The 17,791-nt window shown below is 46.9% G+C and carries 14 protein-coding genes; 10 read left to right on the top strand and 4 right to left on the bottom strand.

What is annotated here, in order from left to right:
• Positions 1-60 precede the first annotated feature (60 nt).
• The 3 genes from BLR32_RS25045 to BLR32_RS25035 all read left to right on the top strand — a co-directional run bounded on the left by BLR32_RS25045 (position 61) and on the right by BLR32_RS25035 (position 4,757).
• Positions 61-435, top strand: coding sequence for a hypothetical protein (locus tag BLR32_RS25045; RefSeq protein WP_089835757.1), 375 nt, complete (start codon positions 61-63; stop codon positions 433-435).
• A gap of 157 nt (positions 436-592) precedes the next feature.
• Positions 593-1,963, top strand: a complete 1,371-nt coding sequence (locus BLR32_RS25040; RefSeq protein WP_089835754.1) for a 3' terminal RNA ribose 2'-O-methyltransferase Hen1 — start codon at positions 593-595, stop codon at positions 1,961-1,963.
• A 250-nt stretch (positions 1,964-2,213) separates the two neighbouring features.
• Positions 2,214-4,757, top strand: coding sequence for a polynucleotide kinase-phosphatase (locus BLR32_RS25035; protein WP_089836097.1), 2,544 nt, complete (start codon positions 2,214-2,216; stop codon positions 4,755-4,757).
• Positions 4,758-5,126: 369 nt separating this feature from the next.
• Here the strand turns inward: BLR32_RS25035 and BLR32_RS25030 are convergent, their stop codons facing one another.
• Positions 5,127-6,386: a flavin monoamine oxidase family protein gene (locus BLR32_RS25030; protein ID WP_089835752.1), complete on the bottom strand. Its 1,260-nt coding sequence runs from the start codon at positions 6,384-6,386 to the stop codon at positions 5,127-5,129.
• A 188-nt stretch (positions 6,387-6,574) separates the two neighbouring features.
• Here BLR32_RS25030 and BLR32_RS25025 point away from each other — a divergent pair, with 188 nt between their 5' ends.
• Positions 6,575-7,396 (top strand): hypothetical protein, encoded by an 822-nt coding sequence (locus BLR32_RS25025; protein WP_089835750.1) that lies wholly within the window; start codon positions 6,575-6,577, stop codon positions 7,394-7,396.
• A 115-nt stretch (positions 7,397-7,511) separates the two neighbouring features.
• Here BLR32_RS25025 and BLR32_RS25020 read toward each other — a convergent pair whose 3' ends face one another.
• The gene (locus tag BLR32_RS25020; RefSeq protein WP_143011577.1) at positions 7,512-7,979 is read right to left on the bottom strand and encodes a hypothetical protein; all 468 of its coding nucleotides are present in this window, start codon (positions 7,977-7,979) and stop codon (positions 7,512-7,514) included.
• Between the two features lie 221 nt (positions 7,980-8,200).
• Between BLR32_RS25020 and BLR32_RS25015 the strand changes: the two genes are divergently transcribed.
• The 5 genes from BLR32_RS25015 to BLR32_RS24995 all read left to right on the top strand — a co-directional run bounded on the left by BLR32_RS25015 (position 8,201) and on the right by BLR32_RS24995 (position 14,953).
• The gene (locus BLR32_RS25015) at positions 8,201-8,755 is read left to right on the top strand and encodes a hypothetical protein (RefSeq protein WP_089835746.1); all 555 of its coding nucleotides are present in this window, start codon (positions 8,201-8,203) and stop codon (positions 8,753-8,755) included.
• 146 nt (positions 8,756-8,901) lie between these two features.
• Positions 8,902-10,308 carry an arylsulfatase gene (locus tag BLR32_RS25010; protein ID WP_245705517.1) on the top strand — a complete coding sequence of 469 codons (1,407 nt, stop codon included), beginning with the start codon at positions 8,902-8,904 and terminating at the stop codon, positions 10,306-10,308.
• Positions 10,309-10,316: 8 nt separating this feature from the next.
• Complete coding sequence (locus BLR32_RS25005) at positions 10,317-13,100, top strand: glycosyl hydrolase (protein ID WP_089835744.1); 2,784 nt, start codon at positions 10,317-10,319, stop codon at positions 13,098-13,100.
• A 27-nt stretch (positions 13,101-13,127) separates the two neighbouring features.
• Positions 13,128-14,039 (top strand): helix-turn-helix domain-containing protein, encoded by a 912-nt coding sequence (locus BLR32_RS25000; RefSeq protein ID WP_089835743.1) that lies wholly within the window; start codon positions 13,128-13,130, stop codon positions 14,037-14,039.
• A gap of 80 nt (positions 14,040-14,119) precedes the next feature.
• Positions 14,120-14,953: an SDR family NAD(P)-dependent oxidoreductase gene (locus tag BLR32_RS24995; protein ID WP_089835741.1), complete on the top strand. Its 834-nt coding sequence runs from the start codon at positions 14,120-14,122 to the stop codon at positions 14,951-14,953.
• A 267-nt stretch (positions 14,954-15,220) separates the two neighbouring features.
• Here BLR32_RS24995 and BLR32_RS24990 read toward each other — a convergent pair whose 3' ends face one another.
• On the bottom strand, positions 15,221-15,802 hold the full coding sequence (locus BLR32_RS24990; RefSeq protein WP_089835739.1) for a TetR/AcrR family transcriptional regulator: 582 nt from the start codon (positions 15,800-15,802) through the stop codon (positions 15,221-15,223).
• A gap of 139 nt (positions 15,803-15,941) precedes the next feature.
• Here BLR32_RS24990 and BLR32_RS24985 point away from each other — a divergent pair, with 139 nt between their 5' ends.
• Positions 15,942-16,760 (top strand): SDR family oxidoreductase, encoded by an 819-nt coding sequence (locus BLR32_RS24985; RefSeq protein ID WP_089835737.1) that lies wholly within the window; start codon positions 15,942-15,944, stop codon positions 16,758-16,760.
• A 130-nt stretch (positions 16,761-16,890) separates the two neighbouring features.
• On the opposite strand, the gene BLR32_RS24980 is transcribed toward BLR32_RS24985, so the two are convergent.
• Positions 16,891-17,568 carry a hypothetical protein gene (locus BLR32_RS24980; RefSeq protein ID WP_089835735.1) on the bottom strand — a complete coding sequence of 226 codons (678 nt, stop codon included), beginning with the start codon at positions 17,566-17,568 and terminating at the stop codon, positions 16,891-16,893.
• Positions 17,569-17,791 lie beyond the last annotated feature (223 nt).

Raw genomic sequence — 17,791 nt, 5'->3', positions numbered from 1 at the left:
GGGTGAACTTATCATGCATTCCCGTTTTTGTTTACGGTTATATGTTTATAAATTGGCTGCATGGAATTACAGGTCTTAAAAACATTATTGGTTAGGTTCCTGGAAGGGGACCAGCTAACGGAAGAAGAAGGAGAACAGTTATTGGCGGGAATAGAAGAATTGATAGAACAGCATGAGGAACACCTGCTGGTGGGGACAAAGTATTATATCGAAGAGGAGAAAGTATTGTCAGAGTTAGATTTGAGAGAGGTTTACTGGGAGGTTGAGATGTATTACGGGCGCCTCGAAGATGATCATGATCATCATCATCACGATCATCATGAATTGGAGCCGGGGAAGCCGGATTTTCTGCATAAGTGGGGATGGTTGCATGCGTTGCTGACAGGATTATTGGCGGTGTTGGCGTATTGGCTGATCAGGAGGTATGGGTTGTGAGGGGCTGCGACGGCATTGCCCTTCGCGCTACAAACACTTTGACCCTTCCGGGGGCTGACTTTCAAAGACTTAAAATTTATTTTTAAACGTTTTTCGTACCTGCGCAAAAAGATTTCGCAGACCATGCTGACTTTTGCCCTATCAATTTTTATAAAGAATGTTACTGACTATTACGACGAGACATACACCTGCTACGGACCTGGGATATTTGTTGCATAAACATCCCGCAAAGGTACAGGAGGTAGAGTTTGGAAAGGGGAAGGCGCATATATTTTATCCTGTGGCCAATGAACAGGAATGTACCTGTGCGCTGGTGCTGGATATTGATCCTGTGGGACTTGTAAGAACCAGCGGCAACCAGTTTGCGCTTGAGCAGTATGTGAATGACAGACCCTATGTGGCATCGTCCCTTATGAGTACTGCTATTGTAAAAGCATTCAGTTCGGCGATAAACGGTAAGTGTAAAGACAAGCCGGAGCTGGTGGATGTACCATTACCACTGGAAGTGAAGCTATCCGTATTGCCGGTAAGCGGAGGGGAGACGGTATTACACAGGATGTTTGATCCGCTGGGATATATGGTTACCGCCACGCAACATCCGCTGGATACGCAATTCCCGGAGTGGGGCAACAGCCGCTATTTTACCGTTACACTGACGCAGACAATCACCCTGAAGACTTTGTTATCACATCTTTTTATACTGATCCCGGTGCTGGATAATGACAAACATTACTGGGTGAACAGGGAGGAAATTGAGAAATTGCTGGCGAAGGGGAAGGGATGGCTGGAATCCCATCCGGAACGGGAGTTGATCACACGGCGTTATCTGCGTCATCAGTCGTCCCTGGCGAATGATGCAATGGCAGTGATGATGAAGGATGATATGCCGGAGGAATTGCTGTCGCAGGATACTGTTACAGAGAAGGTAAAACCCCGCTTGCATGAGATCCGTTTACAGCAGGTCTGTGATGAATTGCTTAGCACTCCTGTGAAATCTGTTGTGGACCTGGGATGTGGTGAAGGGAAGCTGCTGAAGCTTTTAATGCCTCATCAGCAGCTGACGCATATAACGGGAATGGATGTAGCGTCCCAGCGACTGGAAATAGCCAACAGGCGATTGAAGATTGACCGTTTGCCGGACAATCAGCGGAAAAGAATACGGCTGATACAGGGATCACTTACTTACCGGGATAGGAGGATTGAGGGATTTGAAGCGGCAGCATTGGTGGAGGTGATAGAACACCTTGATCCTGACAGACTGAAAGCGCTGGAGAAGTGTGTATTTGGATATGCGATGCCGGGAAAGGTGGTAGTGACTACGCCTAATAAGGAATGGAATGTGACTTTCACTGAAGATACCGCACAGATGCGACATAGCGATCACCGGTTCGAATGGACGCGTGCTGAGTTTCAGGAATGGTGCGACAAGATAAGGGCCGCCTATGGATATGTTTATGTTATAAAGTCCCTGGGAGAAGAAGTTGCGGAAGTAGGAGCGCCTACACAGATGGCGGTGTTTACAAGGTAGTGTGCAGATGAGTTGTAAAGCCCTGTGGAGGAAGTATGAGCATCCACACAGATGGTGGTGGTATTTACAAGGTAGTGTGCAGATGAGTTGTAAAGCCCTGTGGAGGAAATATGAGCATTCACAAAGATGGTGGTGTTTACAAAGTAATGTGCAGATATGTTGTAAAGCCTTTGGCGAGGAACATTAATGCAGACAGAGGCACTTACAAAGTAGTGCACCGATATTTATCAGATAATATTAAATGAATTTTATGAAGATACAGATGCCGGAGTTGTCACTTGTGGTGATGGTAGGCGCGAGTGGATCTGGCAAGAGCACTTTTGCCAGGCAATGGTTTAACAAGGCGGAAGTGATAAGTAGTGATACATGCCGGGAGATCGTGAGTAATGACGAGAACCACCTGGATGCGTCTGATGATGCATTCGACCTGTTGCATTATATAGTCGGTAAGCGACTGAAACGTGGATTGCTTACAGTAGTAGATGCTACGAATGTCCGTTCAGAGGACAGGAAAAAGCTGGTGGCGCTGGCCAGGGAATATCATGTGCTGCCCGCTGCCATTGTGTTGAATATGCCTGAAAAGGTTTGCCTGGAAAGGAACCAGGAGCGAACAGACAGGAACCTCGCACCGCATGTGGTGATATCCCATATCAACCTGTTGAGAAGAAATATCAGCAAGCTGCGGGAGGAGGGTTTCAGGAAGATATTTGAGTTGCGCGGCCCCGAGCAGGTGGCTGCAGTTACTGCGATAGAAAGGGAACCGTTGTGGAATAAGCGGCATGGCGAAGAGGGGCCGTTCGATATTATCGGCGATGTACATGGTTGCTATGAGGAGCTGTGTAATCTGCTGACCTTACTGGGCCATACTGTGGATGCAGCTGGCTATAAGGTACAGGTGAACAATGGCAGGAAACTGGTATTCCTGGGTGATCTGGCGGATAGAGGTCCGGCGACACCTGCGGTATACAAGCTGGTGATGAATGCAGTGAATGATGGCGTTGCTCTGTGTGTGCCGGGTAATCATGATAATAAGTTACTGAAGTTCCTGCAGGGAAAGAACGTACAGTTGGTACATGGTCTGGAAAAGTCAGTAGCACAGCTGGAAGGAGAGGATGCCGCTTTCAGGGAAAGCTTGAAGCTCTTTCTGGATGGGTTGATCAGTCACTATGTGCTGGACAACGGTAAGCTGGTGGTAGCGCATGCGGGATTGAAGGAAGAAATGCAGGGCCGGGCGTCCGGTGCTGTACGTGAATTCTGTATGTACGGTGAGACGACGGGAGAGACGGATGAATTTGGGATGCCGGTAAGGTATAACTGGGCAGCCAATTACAGGGGGAAGGCCATGGTAGTATATGGGCATACGCCTGTATATGAGCCTCAATGGTTTAATAATACGATCGATATAGATACGGGTTGTGTGTTTGGCGGTAAGCTGACAGCGTTGCGTTACCCCGAAAGGGAGTTGCACAGCGTACCCGCACTGGCTACTTATGTGGAACCTACACGGCCTTTGCGGATACCCGGAGAAGGCAATAACCTGCAACATGAACAGGATGATGTGCTGGATATAGAGGATCTGATGGGTAAACAGCTGATCTCTACGCGTTTGCTGAACCTGGTGACTATCAGGGAAGAGTATACTGCTGCGGCGCTGGAATCTATGAGCCGGTTCAGTATTCATCCGAAATGGCTGATCTATCTGCCGCCAACGATGTCTCCTTCAGAAACAAGTACGCTGCCTGATTACCTGGAGCATCCTGCGGGTGCGTTCAGCTACTACAGTAAGAATGGGATCAGACAGGTGATCTGCGAAGAGAAGCATATGGGCTCCAGGGCAGTAGTGATTGTGTGTAAGGATAGTGAGGTGGTTAAGCGTCGTTTCGGTATTGAAGAAGATAGTATAGGGACTTGTTATACACGTACCGGCAGAGCGTTTTTCAATGATAAGGAGACCGAACAGGCTTTCCTGGCAATGGTGCATGCCGCCTTGACCGAGCGTAACTTCTGGGAGGAGATGGAAACGGATTGGGTATGCCTGGATAGTGAATTAATGCCCTGGAATGCGAAAGCGCAGGCATTGCTGCAACATCAATATGCTGCTACGGGTGCTGCTGCTGTAAATGCTATGACAGAAACGATCGCAGCGTTGACTGCAGGAGCAGATAATCCTGCAATAGCGTCTTTGCTGAAGAATTACGAAGCGCGTGCGGAGATGTGTCATCAGTTTACGGATGCTTACCGGCAGTATTGCTGGGAGGTAAAGTCCCTGAGTGATTATAAGCTGGCGCCATTTCACCTGTTGGCTACAGAAGGGAAGACTTATTTCGATAAGGATCACGCCTGGCATATGGAACAGCTGGGCCGTTACTGCGGAGGAGAAGGAAATCCGCTGGTGCCTACCAGCTGGAGAGTGGTGGACCTGGAAGATGCAGCCGGTGTGGAGGATGCTATCAGCTGGTGGGAAGCGCTGACGGCGAAAGGAGGGGAAGGAATGGTGGTGAAGTCCCTTTCTTTCATAGAAAGAGGAGAGCGCGGATTGTTGCAGCCGGCTATCAAGATCAGGGGCAGGGAATATCTGCGAATTATTTACGGTCCGGAATATACGCTGGAAGAACATCTGACCCGGTTAAAGCAGAGAGGGCTGGGTGCTAAAAGGGCGCTGGCGCTGAAAGAGTTTGCGTTGGGTGTGCAGGCGATAGAGCACTTTGTGGCGAAAGAGCCGTTGAGGAAAGTGCATCAATGTGTGTTTGGCTTGCTGGCGTTGGAGAGTGAGCCGGTGGATCCGCGGTTGTAGTACGCAAAGTAGCATCGGTTTCGTTTTGCGCTAAGTAGCTTAGGTTTCCTGTTGGATGTTGGTCAGCATTTGTTTTGTTCTGGTTTCGTTTGGCGCTAAGTAGCTTCGGTTTCAGTATGGGATGTCGGTCGGCGCCTCTCGGGGGATTTGATCGCTGGTAGAAATTATCAAGCGTATGGGCTTATAATATCTATTGGGCATTGTCAATCGTATGCCCAAAGAGCCGAAGGCCCGACATTCCCATCTGAAACCGCGTGCTACTTGAGCGCTCCTGTTACTGGTTAGGCGGCTGGCTTATTAAGTGAAACGAGGTTGTGCCAAATTACTTTTGATTTGATACAACCTCGTTTCATTTAATCATTTAATAAGCTAGCCTTTTATTTTTTCTGCAGCGGTTTTGCCGGTGACAAGTGCTGCTTCTACAGTGCCGGGGCTTGTGCCATTGTAGAGGGCTTCACCGGCGAAGTATATAGTGTTTTCAATGGGCGTATTCAGCAATGTCTGCGCTGTTGTTGATGCAGGCGTGCCATAGCTGTAGCCTCCTTGAACATGGGGAATGGTATCCCAGTTGAAGACATGCCCATTGCTAAATTGCTCCCACATCGTGTCTACTGTCTCATTGCAGAGCGTAGCCAGAGATTCGAAAGCCAGCGCCAGCAGTTCTTTGTCTGATTGTGTGATGTAGGCAGCGGATGGAGGGCCTCCCAGCCAGCCGGTGAGGACATTTGTCTTATCAGGGTATTGTGTCCACCAGGTCGGGATGGGCGTTTTCCCTAAGAGGAAGGCCATCTGCTGTGCATGTTTTTCCCAGAACGGTGTTTTGAAGTGTAGTATTACTTTGATGACGGTTCCCCAGCCGATGTCATTGGCGGCTTTAATGTACTCAGGAATGGCTGGTGAGAAGGAAATCGTATCCTTTTGCAGCACGCCAAGGGGAATTGTAACAAGCAGTTTATCTGCTGACCAGGTTGCACCATCGGAGGTTTGTACCTGTACTTTGCCGGCAGACCATTCAACAGCTGTAACAGCTGCGTTGGTGACGATGTTGCACTGCTGTTTGCGGCATTCTTCCGCCAGGAAGTCGATCATGGCCCCATAACCCTTTTCTATCCTGAAGTTTTTTTCACTTTCGTTTGCCCACTCGTTATAGAGGTATTTTACACTCACTTTTGTAATATCTGCGAGGTCGAATCCCTGTACGAATCCCTGGATACTCCTTCTCAGGTCAGGATGTTGTTTGGAGGGGTAATACTGGTCGAGAAAATCCTGCATGGTCATGTCGGCAGGGATTTTTCCCATTTGTTCCAGCAGTTCATCCCAGTTGGGAATCATTTCATGCTGTGCTGTCCATTTCCCGTTGTCGACCTGGAACATCTGTCCGCTTATCAGATGATATCCGAGGCCTGCTTCCTTTAATAATCCTAATGTAAGGGGGAGCTCACCGTGTACGAATTCGGCGCCGGCTTCTGCTTCTTTGGTCCCTTTCCAGGAGATGGTCATTATACGTCCGCCAATATTTTCCTCGGCTTCCAGTACGGTTACTTTGTATTCTCCGGATAATTCCCTTGCGGCCATAAGTCCGGCGGCGCCTGCGCCTATAATGATGATTTCTTCTGCTGATCTAGCCATATGCCTGATGATTCTGATATGGCAAGTTATGGCTTTTTATGCTGTTAAAGCACTTATGTGATGAATGGGAGCCGATTGTAACATTTTGGAAGGTACCACGTTCTAATAACAACGCCTGGTAACATTTGTAGCAAAAAATAAACCTATAACCCATCAGCCTTTATTTAAATCAGTTAAAATATTAACCTATGAAAGGATTGCTTCTTAGTTTACTGACATTTGGATTGTTGTTTACGGCATGTGAACCGGGGAAGGAGGATCCCTTTGCAGATCCTGAAAAACGACTAGTGACCGACGTTACAGATACTGACAGTAGTGCGCTTAGCTATGATTCAATCGGGAGACTAATTCTTTTCGAACAGCATGAAAAGGCAGATAATTTTGCGTCTTTTCTCAAACCGGTATATGAAAATGACAGGCTTACGGCTGTCCTGTCCGGCTTATCTAAAAATGATATCACTCATAAGTTCAGGACTTTCGAATACAATAGGGCAGGTAAAGTGCTCAAAGTATATTCTTATGAATATGGCATTGATAAATACAGCAGGTATGACAGTCTGGTATATAATCCATCAGAGCTTATATCCACCATTTATGTTGCTGCGATCACTGACGCAAGCGGTAAGATCGGTTTGATTCAGAAAAATGTGCTCGAATGGAACAACTTCTGGGATATCGCCAAAAAGTATAGTATTCCTATGAGGGATGGCAGGGAAACAAAAGACACCACCATAACAGTATATACCTACGACAAAAAGTATAACTATGTAGCACGGCAACCTATATTGTTTTACTTGCAAATGGACGAACCCGCAGATGCACTTTCTACGGAGAATGTGCTGACTGCCACCACCACTTCCGGCAGTGATAGCGAGGAGATCTCCAACATATTCACTTACGATAATGATTACTATCCAACTACCGTAATGACCACTACGAAAGAATTACATAATGGCGTTGTAGTCAGTACCAGGCAAAAAAGCCATAAGTGGACTTATGTAAGGTTATGATTTTCCAGTTGATATAACCTCTTTATTCGCTAAGCAGCTTCGGTTTCAGTATGGGATGCCGGCCGTGCCTCTCTGGAACGCTATTTGGCATAGTCAGGCGAACAGGAGGCAGGTATTATCTTTTCAGTACTTTTTCCACCTCATAAAGGCGTCTTCTTAATTCGGTGAGTTCCTCTTCCAGCAGGTCTACTTTTTCACTCAGCAGGTACTGGTGGTAATCGGGAATAATAGAAAGTTCACGCAGTTTAGGGAAGAGATCATGCTTAAAAAATGTGAGCCCGGTTTCTTCACCATGAAATTCGTGCGCGGTTTTTGTAAGATGATTGTACAGGCAGTAGCGAAGTCCGTCAGAGTTGAATGTCCAGGGACTGATATACAGCAGTTCCCAGTTGCCGATCCTGAGCAGTTCCAGTTCTCCTTTGGCATTTACAAACTGATAGATAGTAGATTCAACATAACCATTGGGCTTATAGGTATCTGTTGTCATGAGAATGTAGGAGTACTCGGGTAAAATGGATATTGATTCAAGACTGTGTAATGGGCTATGACTTCCATCTCTGAATATTGCGTAGTATCTGACCATAAAAATGCTATCTGTTTGAATATTCGTATCACATAACTGACAAGGTAGTGACAATAAGATTAGGCTGAAAATAATATAATTAATATGAAAATCACGTATTAAATATAGAAAATGGGTAATAATCTGTAAACAGGAATTGTAAGGGTGGCTGGGACACTTGTGGCAGATAGACTCAGTTTAAATAAATGCACTTATCTTTATGGATTAATAAACATGAATTTATGAAGTACTTTTCATTATTAACCGTTGCCGGGGTATTATTGTTTTCGGCTTGTAAGAATGGCAATAATGCTCCGAAAACCGCAAAGGAAATATTGGAGCAGGCAGCGCCAAACATGAACGCAGGCGCGGGTAAATTCACTATTGAGGGGCCGAAGGAATGGAAGCGGATAGATACGACGCTGAATGGCGTTAAGACGACAATAATACTGGCGCCGGAAGAGGTAAATGATTTCCGGGCGAATATAAACGTGGTGTCAGAGAACATGGGTAGTGAATCTCTGCAGACATATTTTGACAAGACGGTGAGCTCTATGGAAAAATACCTGGAGAAATTTACGGTAGCAGATAAAGGTGACAAGGATATTAACGGTATTGCTTCGAAATGGCTGAAATATACGGCTGTGCAGGGAGGTAAAGACATAGCAGCTGTATTGTATATCGTGCCGAAGAATGGGATTGCTTATGGTATTACAGGTATAACAAAAGCTGGTGAGGCAGGTAAATATTTCGGCGTATTTGAGCAGACTGCTGCTACTTTTAAGGTGATGGAATAGTTGATAGTTATTATAGCAATGTAAAGGAGGTTGTATCAATTGATATAACCTCTTTTTATTTTATAATTTATTACTCTATTAATTTAGTAGGTTTTTATAAATTTAGTGTTGTTACGTCAATCTATTTAAGTTGATCAATACATTTTATGAGTAATAAAATCTGGATGGCAATCCTGACAGGTAGCGCTATGCTGGCGGGTATAATGGCTGAAGGGCAGACCCGCAAGCCCAATATTATTTTTATTATAGCGGATGATCTGGGATATGGAAACCTTAGTTGTTATAATCCTGCGAGTCCTGTCAAAACACCTAACATTGACAATCTGGGAAAGGAGGGGATCCGGTTTACTGATTTCTATTCAGGTAATACCGTATGTGCTCCATCGCGTTGTGCCTTGCTAACAGGGAAGCATATGGGGCATGCTTATATCCGCGGTAACAGTCGTTTGCCATTGCGGACGCAGGACAGTACACTGGCTCAGCTGCTGCAACAGAATGGCTACCGTACGGGTATGTTTGGAAAGTGGGGTTTGGGAGAAGAAGGTACTACCGGATCTCCGGAGGTAAAAGGTTTTGATGAATTCTTCGGATATCTGAATCAGCAACATGCACATAACTATTACAGTAATTACCTGTTTGAAGTGAAGAATGGCAGGATGAGCAGGGTGGAGCATGACACGACCGTATACACGCAGGATGAGATCATGGCGCATGCGGTTTCTTTTATCAGGGATAATAAGGACCGGCCTTTCTTCCTCTATCTTCCTTTTACCTTACCTCATGCCGAGCTGGCGCCACCTCTTGCTGATATGCAGGCATTTCTGAACGCTGATGGCAGTAGTAAATCAGGGCCGGAAACGCCGTATGAGCGAAATGGCGGTACGTATCGCAGTCAATCGCAGCCGCATGCGGCCCTGGCGGCTATGATTGCAAAGCTGGACCGGAATGTCGGGGAGATTGCGGCCCTGGTAAAACAGCTGGGGCTTGATGACAATACCTATATCTTTTTTACCAGCGATAATGGTCCTCATAAAGAAGGAGGGGCTGATCCGGAGTATTTTAACAGTAATGGTCCGTTGAGAGGTATCAAGCGTGATCTGTATGAAGGAGGAATACGGGTGCCTATGCTCGTCAGGGCGCCGGGTAAAGTGTCTGCCGGACAGGTTAGCAATATTCAATGGGCTTTCTGGGATGTATTACCTACGCTGACCGATCTTACACATTCCACTACTTTATCCGGAATAGATGGATTATCTTACAGCAAAGCATTGAATGGAAATACGCCCGGACGACGGCATGATCACTTTTACTGGCAGTTCAATGAAGGAGGATTGCAGGAAGCAGTGCTGAAGGGCGACTGGAAACTGATCCGCTTTAAACGCCAGGGAATGCCTGCCCGCTTTGAGCTGTACCATTTGTCGGCGGATATTGGCGAAGTACACGATCTGGCAGCCAGATATCCCCGGAGGGTAAAAGAACTTTCCAGGTTGATGCTACAATCAAAGACGCAAGCCGAACATCCGGAATTTGACTGGTCGGCGGTAGAACAATAAATGACGTTATGAAAACTGTAATCCTACGAAACAGCTGGCTGCTATTAACGGGCCTTTCCTTATTGTTTGTATGGCCTGTAAATGCACAGCAGGGACCCTGGCCAGCAGTGAAGAAAGAAACAAAACCATGGACCCGCTGGTGGTGGATCGGCAGTGCTGTGAATGAAAAGAACCTGGCTTCTTCATTGGATGTATTGCAGCAGGCTGGTTTTGGTGGTGTAGAGATTGCGCCTATTTACGGGGCGATGGGTTATGAGCCGCAATATGTTAGTTTTCTTTCACCACGCTGGACGGAATTACTACGATATACAGTGGCTTCGGCAGGGGAGCGGCAGATGGGAGTTGACCTAACTACCGGTACAGGCTGGCCCTTTGGCGGTCCGCAGATCACAAAGGCTTATGCCGCTTCTAAGACTATCATACAACAATACCATCTCTCCGGCGGAAAATCACTCACACAACCGATACGTGTAAACGATGAAAAACAGAAGGGGGCAGCATTGCAGGCGCTGACGGCTTACAGCGGTAATCAGATTATTTCGCTGATGGATAAGGTAGGTAAAGATGGACGTTTACATTGGTCGCCCGCCAGCGGTGAATGGGAACTCTATGCCCTCTTTGATGGCAGGACCTTACAGCAGGTGAAGCGTGCGGCGCCGGGCGCGGAAGGATATACGCTTGACCATTTATCGGCCAAAGGGCTGCAGGTTTACCTGCATCGTTTTGATACGGCGTTTAAGTACAAGGCGCCGGGAGTGCGGTCTTTTTACAATGATAGTTATGAGGTATATAATGCAGACTGGACGCCTGCATTCCTGACTGCATTTAAGCAGAAGAGAGGGTATGATCTGTCGAAGTATCTGCGGGAGCTGGCAAGCAATGACAGTACAGACCTGGTGGCGAGGGTGAAGTCCGATTATCGCGAGACAATGTCTGAATTGCTGCTGGAGAATTTTACCCGTCCCTGGACAAAGTGGGCGCATGGTTATAAGAGCTTGTCGAAGAACCAGGCGCACGGATCACCGGCCAATCTGCTGGACCTTTATGCGGCGGTAGATATTCCCGAATGTGAAACCTATGGCTCGACCTATTTTCCGATTCCCGGTTTACGCCGGGACAGTGCGGATATCCGTAATGTGGACCCTGATCCGGTGATGCTGAAGTTCGCTTCCTCTGCGGGCCATCTGGAAGGGCGTCCTTTAATATCGTGTGAGACTTTTACCTGGCTGACGGAGCATTTCAAGACCTCGTTGTCGCAATGCAAGCCGGAGGTAGAACAGGCTTTTCTGGCAGGTGTAAACCACGTGTTCTATCATGGCAATACTTTTTCTCCGCCGGAGGTGCCCTGGCCGGGATGGTTGTTTTATGCGTCTGTGAATTTTGTACCGACAAATAGTTTCTGGCCGCATCTGCCGGGACTGAATGAATACATTACCCGTGTGCAGTCAGTGTTGCAGTCAGGCTTCCCAGACAATGAGCTGCTGGTATACTGGCCGGTATACGATACCTGGCATCGGGCGAAGGGCCATGATATGCCCCTGATGGTGCATTCCATTGATGAATGGTTGCATCCTACTGCATTCTATAAGCAGGTGAAGGCACTGCAACAGGCGGGATATTCCCTGGACTTTGCTTCGGACCGGCAATTAGCCAAGGTCGTTGCGCATATCGGGAAGGACAGTGCAGACATGAAACGATCCACGTATAAAGTAGTGGTGATCCCAAAGACCAGACTGATGCCGGTAACTACGATGCAGCACATTATGCGGCTGGCGCGCGAGGGCGCCATTGTTATGATGGAATCCCTGCCGGAAGACGTACCTGGACTTACATCGCTGGATAAACGCAGAAAAGCCCTGAAGACCATCTTGGACTCATTGCAGTTTAAGCGTTATGGATATGGGATACAGTTTATGAAGTATGGAAAAGGATCACTAATGCTTTGCGACGACGTTAAAAGCGCATTGATAGGGACAGGAGTGCTGGGTGAGACGCTGACGGGGAAGGGCCTGAAATTTATCCGCAGAAAAGATAAAAATACGACCTGGTACTATATCGTAAATCATACGCCACAAAAGATAGATGAGTATCTGCCATTGAATAAAGCTGAAGGTGCGGTGATACTGCTGGACCCGCAAACCGGCAGGACGGGTGTCGCGCAGCACAGGCAGGACGGGGGGCGGACCGTTGTTAAACTGCAATTATTACCCGGAGAAGCGATGATCGTTCATACAGACGCAGGCGTACAGGAGCAGGGGCTACCCGACTGGAAATACCTGGAAACGCCGGAGGCGCCCATCACATTATCCGGTAGCTGGCAACTGACCTTTACCAATGGGGGACCTTTTATACCGGCTGCACGTCGGCTGGATAAACTGATGCCCTGGACCGCGCTGGAAGATACGGCTGCCAATGCTTACTGCGGATCGGGGGTATATACCACCACATTTACTCTGCCCGAAAAGAAGACAGGGGAATATGTATTGGATATCGGGCAGGTGCATGAGAGTGCCCATGTATGGGTGAACGGGCAGGATGCAGGTATTCTCTGGGCAATCCCTTTCAGGGCCAGGATCGGTCAATATCTGAAGGCTGGCAGCAATGAGATCCGGATAGAAGTGGCCAACCTGATGGCGAACAGGATCAGGTATATGGATCAGCACCAGGTACAATGGCGGCGATATCATGAGATCAATTTTGTGAACATTAACTATACTCCTTTCAATGCGGCTGGCTGGCCGGTACAGGTTTCGGGGTTGACCGGGCCGGTTACCATCACCCGGTACGAGTAATTTGTTTGAATTTTGTAACTTCGCGGTATGGCAACAACACAAACACTGGAGGAGTTCTATCAGCAGAAGTTTAACTGGTTACCCGAAAATCTGCAGCAGGATATCGGGCATTTCAATGTATTCAGGCTGGAAGACAGCCTGAAGGCGGCTAATACCAACCCTAACGCATTCAGGTATAGTCGCCGTGACTTTTACAAGATTAACCTGGTCCGCGGGAAAACCCTGTACCACTACGCAGACAAAAGTATTGAACTTGACGGTACTGCCTTGATGTTCTTCAATCCACATGTGCCCTATACCTTCGAGCCATTGTCGGAAGAGCGAACAGGCTTTTTCTGCATATTTAAGGAGGGATTCTTCACTGAGCGGATGAGGGGGAACATCAACGAACTGCCGATGTTTTCGCCGGGAGGGAAGCCGTCCTATCTGCTCACCAAAGAGCAGGACGAGCATGTGAGTCAGATCTTTACGAAGATGCTGGATGAGATCGGGTCGGACTATAAATATAAGTATGACCTGCTGATGAACTATGTGACCGAAATTATCCATTACGCGCTGAAAATGGCGCCTATGGAGACCTTATATAAGCATCCGGATGCCAAATCGAGGATCACGTCTGTATTTACAGAGCTGCTGGAGCGGCAATTCCCTATAGAGTCCACTTCCCAACGCTTTACCCTGCGATCCGCCAAGGACTTCGCTGACCACCTGTCAGTGCATGTGAACCATCTGAACCGCGCTATCAAGGAAACTACGGGCAAAACGACTACCGAGCATATCGCGGAAAGGCTGGTGGGTGAAGCGAAAGCCTTGCTGAAACATACCGACTGGAATATTTCAGAGATCAGTTATTGCCTGGGGTTCGAGGAACCTGCCCATTTTAACAACTTTTTCAAGAAGCAGACCAGCGTCACTCCTTCTTCTTTTAGGACTGTTTGAATTTTGTAATCATTGCTTTGATTGGTATAAGACCTGGTGATACTACCTGTAGTAGTTTTGTATCATTAAAATCACGAACGATGAGCGACAAAAAAGTATGGTTTGTAACAGGTGCATCGAAAGGACTGGGGCTTAGTCTGGTGAAGCAATTACTGGCAACGGGTCAGCTGGTGGCTGCTACTTCCAGGAAAAAGGCAGATCTGATCAATGCTATAGGTATTGAGTCTGAACAATTTCTTCCCTTAGAGACAGATTTAACGCAAGAAGCAAGCGTTGCTGACGCTGTAGATAAAACAATTGCCACATTTGACAGGATTGACGTGGTGGTGAATAATGCTGGCTATGGCATTGGCGGAAGCATCGAAGAGCTGAGCGATGATGAGACGCGGGATAGCTTTGATGTGAATGTTTTCGGTACGCTGAATGTGATCCGTAAGGCAATGCCGTACCTTAGGGCACAGCGCTCAGGGCATATCATTAACATCTCTTCTATTGCGGGTATTGCGCCGGCTACCGGATGGGCAGTATATGGTGCGGCGAAGCACGCGGTGATTGGATTGTCTGAGGTGCTGGCGGAAGATGTGAAGGAGTTTGGTATTAAAGTGACAGTAGTAGCACCGGGGGCGTTCAGGACCAGTTTTCTTACGGAGGAATCGCTGGTGATTGCGAAAGAGCCTATTCCGGAGTATACAGCTATCCGGAATTCTCATGAGCGATATAAGAATATGGATGGTACGCAGGTCGGGAGTCCGGAGAAGGCGGCGAATGCGCTGATCGCTATTGTGAATGAGCAGAAGCCGCCGGTGTATCTTTTGTTGGGGTCTGATGCATATGCGAGGGGATTGGCGAAGCTGGAGTTATTGAAGAATGCTTTTAAGGAACAGGAGGAGTTGACGATGTCTACGGATTATTGATTATAAACAGTTGATGTTTATATGAGAGGTTGTATCAAATTGCTTTTGGTACAACCTCTTTTTATTTTATGCGAAGTAGTGTTGGCGTTTAGATTGTTCTGGCTTCGTTTTACGCTAAGTAGTTTTGGGTTTCAGTACCGCCTGCTACTTCCGCTGTCTTTATGATGAGATATGTGGGGCCGGTATTCGGGAGTTGGTTGCAGCACGATGTCCCATAGACAGACGTTCTGTGCTGAAAGCGAAGCTACTTAATGTATAAGACAATGATTATTTTATCACAGACAACGTTATTCTGATAATATCGTCAAATACTTTTTTGTCAGCGCCTGATTTGGAATGTACACTCAAGCCCCAGAGATTATTCATAATAAATCTTGCAAGCGAGCGGGGAGGATTATCTTTAGACAGCTGCCCCTTTTCCTGCCCTCTTTTAATAGCTGCCGTGAAAGCATTTTCCAACGCCTCCCTGTTCTCTTTTACGATAGCCGCTACTTCCTCGTCGTGAGGAGCAAGTTCTACTTTGGAGTTGACCATGAAGCAACCTCTCTTTTCTTCTCCTACGAAACATTGCGCCTTTGTGCGCTGAAACAGCGTTTTTAGTGCTTCGGGAATATTTTCAGCTGATGCCAGGAATTCGATGATCTCTACAGTGACACTGCTCCTGTAGCGTTTCAGGGCGCTGATAAAGAGACTTCTTTTATCGCCATAGGTGTCATAGAGACTGGAACGGCTCAGTTTCAGTTCATCCAGTATTTCCTGGGGAGAAGTGCCATTGTATCCTTTATGCCAGAAAAACAACATGGCGTTGTTCAGCATTACCTCTTCGTCGAATTGTTTTGTCCTTGCCATTATGATACTGTTATTATACAAAGATACAAAAACGGAATTATAATTCCGGAATAGAAAATATTATTAGGAACTTTTGTTCCGTTAATTATATATTTGCGGAACAAAAGTTCCGTTATATTAACAATTCAATGAGCAGATCATGAAGAAAACAGTATTTATTACAGGGACCAGCGATGGTTTAGGGAAATTAAGCGCAAAGTATTTTGCAGGACAGGGATGGAATGTAGCGGCTACTATGCGTACGCCGGAGAAGGAGACAGAACTGATGCAGTATGAGAATATCCGCATTTTTAAGTTGGATGTGACTGATGTTGATCAGGTGCAGGTAGCTGTCAGAGATGCGGTTGCTGCATTCGGAAAGATAGATGTGGTAGTGAACAATGCCGGTGTGGGAAGTTATGGTGCATTAGAGGCTGCAGATGAATCGGTGATAGACTGGCAGTTTAATACGAATGTACGTGGGCCAATTAACGTCATCCGTGGCGTATTGCCTCACTTCCGGGAAAACAAGGGAGGGATGTTCATCAATATCAGCTCCTTTATGGGTGTCACAACGGCAGTGCCAGTGGGGTCATTGTACAATATGTCCAAGTTTGCGCTGGAAGGGCTGACAGAAGGGCTTTATTATGAGCTGAAACCATTGAATATTGAGCTGCGCCTGGTAGAGCAGGGTGGATCATCCGGGAATAATTTCAGGAGCCGTATTCTATGGAATGAAAATCCGGAGATCCGTGATTATGATGACATCACCAATAAGGTGAAGTCAATGATGGCAAATGTAGATCCTTCATTGCTGGATGATCCGCAGACGATTGTTGATGTGATCTATGATCTGGCAACGGGTAAGAGTCAGCAGTTCAGGACATTGGTGGGAGCACAGGGCAGGCAGCTGATGGCCATGCGTAATTCCATGCCCATTGAGAACTACCTGGAGACGATAGCAGGGCTGTATAAGTAGTTATAGCACTGACAAATTAGTACTAGTAGTGTTGTCAGGCTGGACTGAATGCTCATGCAGATCGAAGTTCGGATAAACATAGGTTTGCTTCCGGTTGTTGTGGCAGTAGCCAACCTGCAGAAAGCCGGCGTTAATGCAGGCGACTCATTTCCCTTTTGAATACCAGGGTTTCAGATGTGATATGCTGAATGACATTTTCGGGCATTTGCTTGTCAGGTTGTTCAAGCATTTCCGGAAAATCGGCATCTTTGCCGAATTCATTGTAAGTGGTATAGCCTAGCAATAATATCAGCTGATTAAGATCACCTCCATCTACTATTTTGTAAAGATACAGGCAGGAGCTATGTAGTTGCTCTTTTAATTTTCCGGTGATCGTAATGGCATCCTTAGTGTTGGTGACAGATAAAGTTATCATGCGTAGTAAGCGTGATTGTAGTCCTGTATTGTTACCACAGCTGATTACCTTTTGCAGCTTCATGACAGCCCGGAGATCTGCAAAGGGATAGACGTGCAGCTTGTTGTCCGCACCATCTTCTGCAGGCTTCAGCGGGGTATCAAAATCCTGCCAGGTATGATCTACAGTGGCGTCCATAAACTGTCCGCTGCGAGGACCGGATATGAAGTACCAGCCGTACCAGTCCCAGGGATCGTTGTTGGTTGCATGCCATTGCAGATGTTGCTGGTAGCCGGTTTCGAAAGTTTGCGCCTGTCCTGCTTTAGGTTCCCATATTACAAATTGCGCCACATTCTTTTCCTGTGCTGATGCTATGGAAGAAAGCAGCAGCATCGTTATCAGCAATGGTTTCATGTTTTTGACACAAAACTACTGCTATGGCACAGGCGGAAATTGTAAAAAAGTGAATTGAAAGATGTTGATAAAAATGTCATTGATGCGGGTATTGCTAAGGATGTAAGCTGTCAGATGTTGACAAAAACGTCATCGATCCGGGTATTGCTATGGAAGTGAACTGTCAGGTGTTGACAAAAACGTCATCGATCCGGGTATTGTTATGGAAGTGAACTGTCAGATG

The sequence above is a fragment of the Chitinophaga filiformis genome (assembly GCF_900102545.1).
Classification (GTDB): domain Bacteria; phylum Bacteroidota; class Bacteroidia; order Chitinophagales; family Chitinophagaceae; genus Chitinophaga; species Chitinophaga filiformis.
The sequence above is the reverse complement of the archived record's forward strand: the minus strand, read 5'-3'. Positions and strand labels throughout refer to the sequence as shown.

Bases quoted from the DNA above. Each gene is read 5' to 3' on its own strand.
- BLR32_RS25045 (WP_089835757.1), top strand. From the start codon at position 61: ATGGAATTACAGGTCTTAAAAACATTATTGGTTAGGTTCCTGGAAGGG.
- BLR32_RS25040 (WP_089835754.1), top strand. From the start codon at position 593: ATGTTACTGACTATTACGACGAGACATACACCTGCTACGGACCTGGGA.
- BLR32_RS25035 (WP_089836097.1), top strand. From the start codon at position 2,214: ATGAAGATACAGATGCCGGAGTTGTCACTTGTGGTGATGGTAGGCGCG.
- BLR32_RS25030 (WP_089835752.1), bottom strand. From the start codon at position 6,386: ATGGCTAGATCAGCAGAAGAAATCATCATTATAGGCGCAGGCGCCGCC.
- BLR32_RS25025 (WP_089835750.1), top strand. From the start codon at position 6,575: ATGAAAGGATTGCTTCTTAGTTTACTGACATTTGGATTGTTGTTTACG.
- BLR32_RS25020 (WP_143011577.1), bottom strand. From the start codon at position 7,979: ATGGTCAGATACTACGCAATATTCAGAGATGGAAGTCATAGCCCATTA.
- BLR32_RS25015 (WP_089835746.1), top strand. From the start codon at position 8,201: ATGAAGTACTTTTCATTATTAACCGTTGCCGGGGTATTATTGTTTTCG.
- BLR32_RS25010 (WP_245705517.1), top strand. From the start codon at position 8,902: ATGAGTAATAAAATCTGGATGGCAATCCTGACAGGTAGCGCTATGCTG.
- BLR32_RS25005 (WP_089835744.1), top strand. From the start codon at position 10,317: ATGAAAACTGTAATCCTACGAAACAGCTGGCTGCTATTAACGGGCCTT.
- BLR32_RS25000 (WP_089835743.1), top strand. From the start codon at position 13,128: ATGGCAACAACACAAACACTGGAGGAGTTCTATCAGCAGAAGTTTAAC.
- BLR32_RS24995 (WP_089835741.1), top strand. From the start codon at position 14,120: ATGAGCGACAAAAAAGTATGGTTTGTAACAGGTGCATCGAAAGGACTG.
- BLR32_RS24990 (WP_089835739.1), bottom strand. From the start codon at position 15,802: ATGGCAAGGACAAAACAATTCGACGAAGAGGTAATGCTGAACAACGCC.
- BLR32_RS24985 (WP_089835737.1), top strand. From the start codon at position 15,942: ATGAAGAAAACAGTATTTATTACAGGGACCAGCGATGGTTTAGGGAAA.
- BLR32_RS24980 (WP_089835735.1), bottom strand. From the start codon at position 17,568: ATGAAACCATTGCTGATAACGATGCTGCTGCTTTCTTCCATAGCATCA.